Here is a 1457-nt window from a genome sequence, read left to right as displayed (position 1 = left end):
CACCACATCAACGCCATGGATTTTATACCCTCTATTTGCCAAAAGCGCCGCCGTCGGCAACCCTATATATCCAAGACCCAAGATGCAAACTTTTTTCACAATATTCCTTTTAAAAATTCCAGTATTTTTTTGCAAGCTTTACCGTCGCCATACGGACTTGTATTTTTACTCATTTTATCATATTCATCTTTTAAATTTAATAATTTTTGCACCTCTTTTATTATATTTTCGCGCTTGGTGCCGATAAGCTTAACGCATCCTGCCCTTATCCCCTCAGGTCTTTCGGTAGTTTCTCTGATAACTAAAACGGGCTTACAAAGGCTCGGCGCCTCCTCTTGGATACCGCCACTATCTGTTACTATCATATATGACTTGCTCATAAGATAGACGAAACTATCATACTCTAGCGGATCAATTAAAAATATATTCGAAATGCCCGATAAAATTTCTCCTACAGGCTTTCTTACATTTGGATTTAGATGCACGGGGTAAACGATGTCGATATTTTCATTTTTTAGCGCTATTTCACGTAAAGCCTCACAAATATTAACAAAGCCTTCTCCGAAATTCTCTCGTCTGTGTCCTGTAACGAGAATAAATTTTCTATCACTAAGCTTATATTTGGAATTTATAAAGGATAAAATTTTATTTTTTAGCAGCTCGTTGTTTTCGATTTTATCTATCGTCCACAAAAGCGCGTCTATTACGGTGTTGCCGCTAACGACTATATTTTTTGGATCTTTGCCTTCTTTTAAGAGATTGTCTCTTGCATCGGTGGTCGGTGCGAAGTGATATTTAGCTATGAGCCCCGTCATCTGCCTATTTATCTCTTCAGGAAACGGCGAATAGATATCATGCGTCCTAAGTCCAGCTTCTACGTGAGCAACGTCGATCTTTTGATAATACGCCGCTAAAGAAACGGCATAAGTAGTAGTAGTATCTCCATGCACAAACACGATGTCCGGGGTATATTCGCTAAATACATCGCGCATACCAAGCAAAACGCCTGACGTAATGTCGTACAGATCCTGCCCTTGCTTCATTAAATTTAGATCAAAATCCGGCTTGATCTCAAAAAATTCAAGCACCTGATCAAGCATCTGTCTGTGCTGCGCCGTAACGCAAACCTTCACTTCAAATTCCGCGTACTTTTGAAATTCCTTTATCAACAAAGCCATCTTAATGGCTTCCGGGCGCGTCCCAAATACTATCAAAATTTTTCTTTTCGTCATAAACTCCCCTAAATATCGGTTTTTTAACCAAATTTATCGCCGTAATTTTAATTAAATTTTGCTATATCGGCGCTTAACAATACATAAAATCACCTATTTATCGCTACTTAGATGGTATAGAATGTTCTTTGCTTCAAAGACGGCTAAGATTTATTTTAAATTATCAAAAAATTCCACCGCAAAATCATCAAAAATTTTACCTTTCAAATGCGCTTTGCAAAATTC

2 protein-coding genes are annotated in these 1457 nt (G+C 37.9%); both read right to left on the bottom strand.

Translation table 11 applies throughout. From position 1 onward, the window contains the following. Positions 1-102, bottom strand: a 102-nt coding sequence (locus Q0277_RS08605; RefSeq protein ID WP_297997279.1) for a hypothetical protein, incomplete at its 3' end; no start/stop codon positions are given. After that, positions 96-1232 carry a UDP-N-acetylglucosamine 2-epimerase (non-hydrolyzing) gene (wecB, locus tag Q0277_RS08600; RefSeq protein WP_297997278.1) on the bottom strand — a complete coding sequence of 379 codons (1137 nt, stop codon included), beginning with the start codon at positions 1230-1232 and terminating at the stop codon, positions 96-98. The genes Q0277_RS08605 and wecB, both read right to left, overlap by 7 nt. Positions 1233-1457: the final 225 nt, after the last annotated feature.

Source organism: uncultured Campylobacter sp., from assembly GCF_938030815.1.
In the GTDB taxonomy this organism is placed as follows: Bacteria; Campylobacterota; Campylobacteria; order Campylobacterales; family Campylobacteraceae; genus Campylobacter_B.
Note: the sequence above shows the minus strand (reverse complement) of the source record. Positions and strands in the feature narration are given on the sequence as shown.

Bases quoted from the DNA above. Each gene is read 5' to 3' on its own strand.
- wecB (WP_297997278.1), bottom strand. From the start codon at position 1,232: ATGACGAAAAGAAAAATTTTGATAGTATTTGGGACGCGCCCGGAAGCC.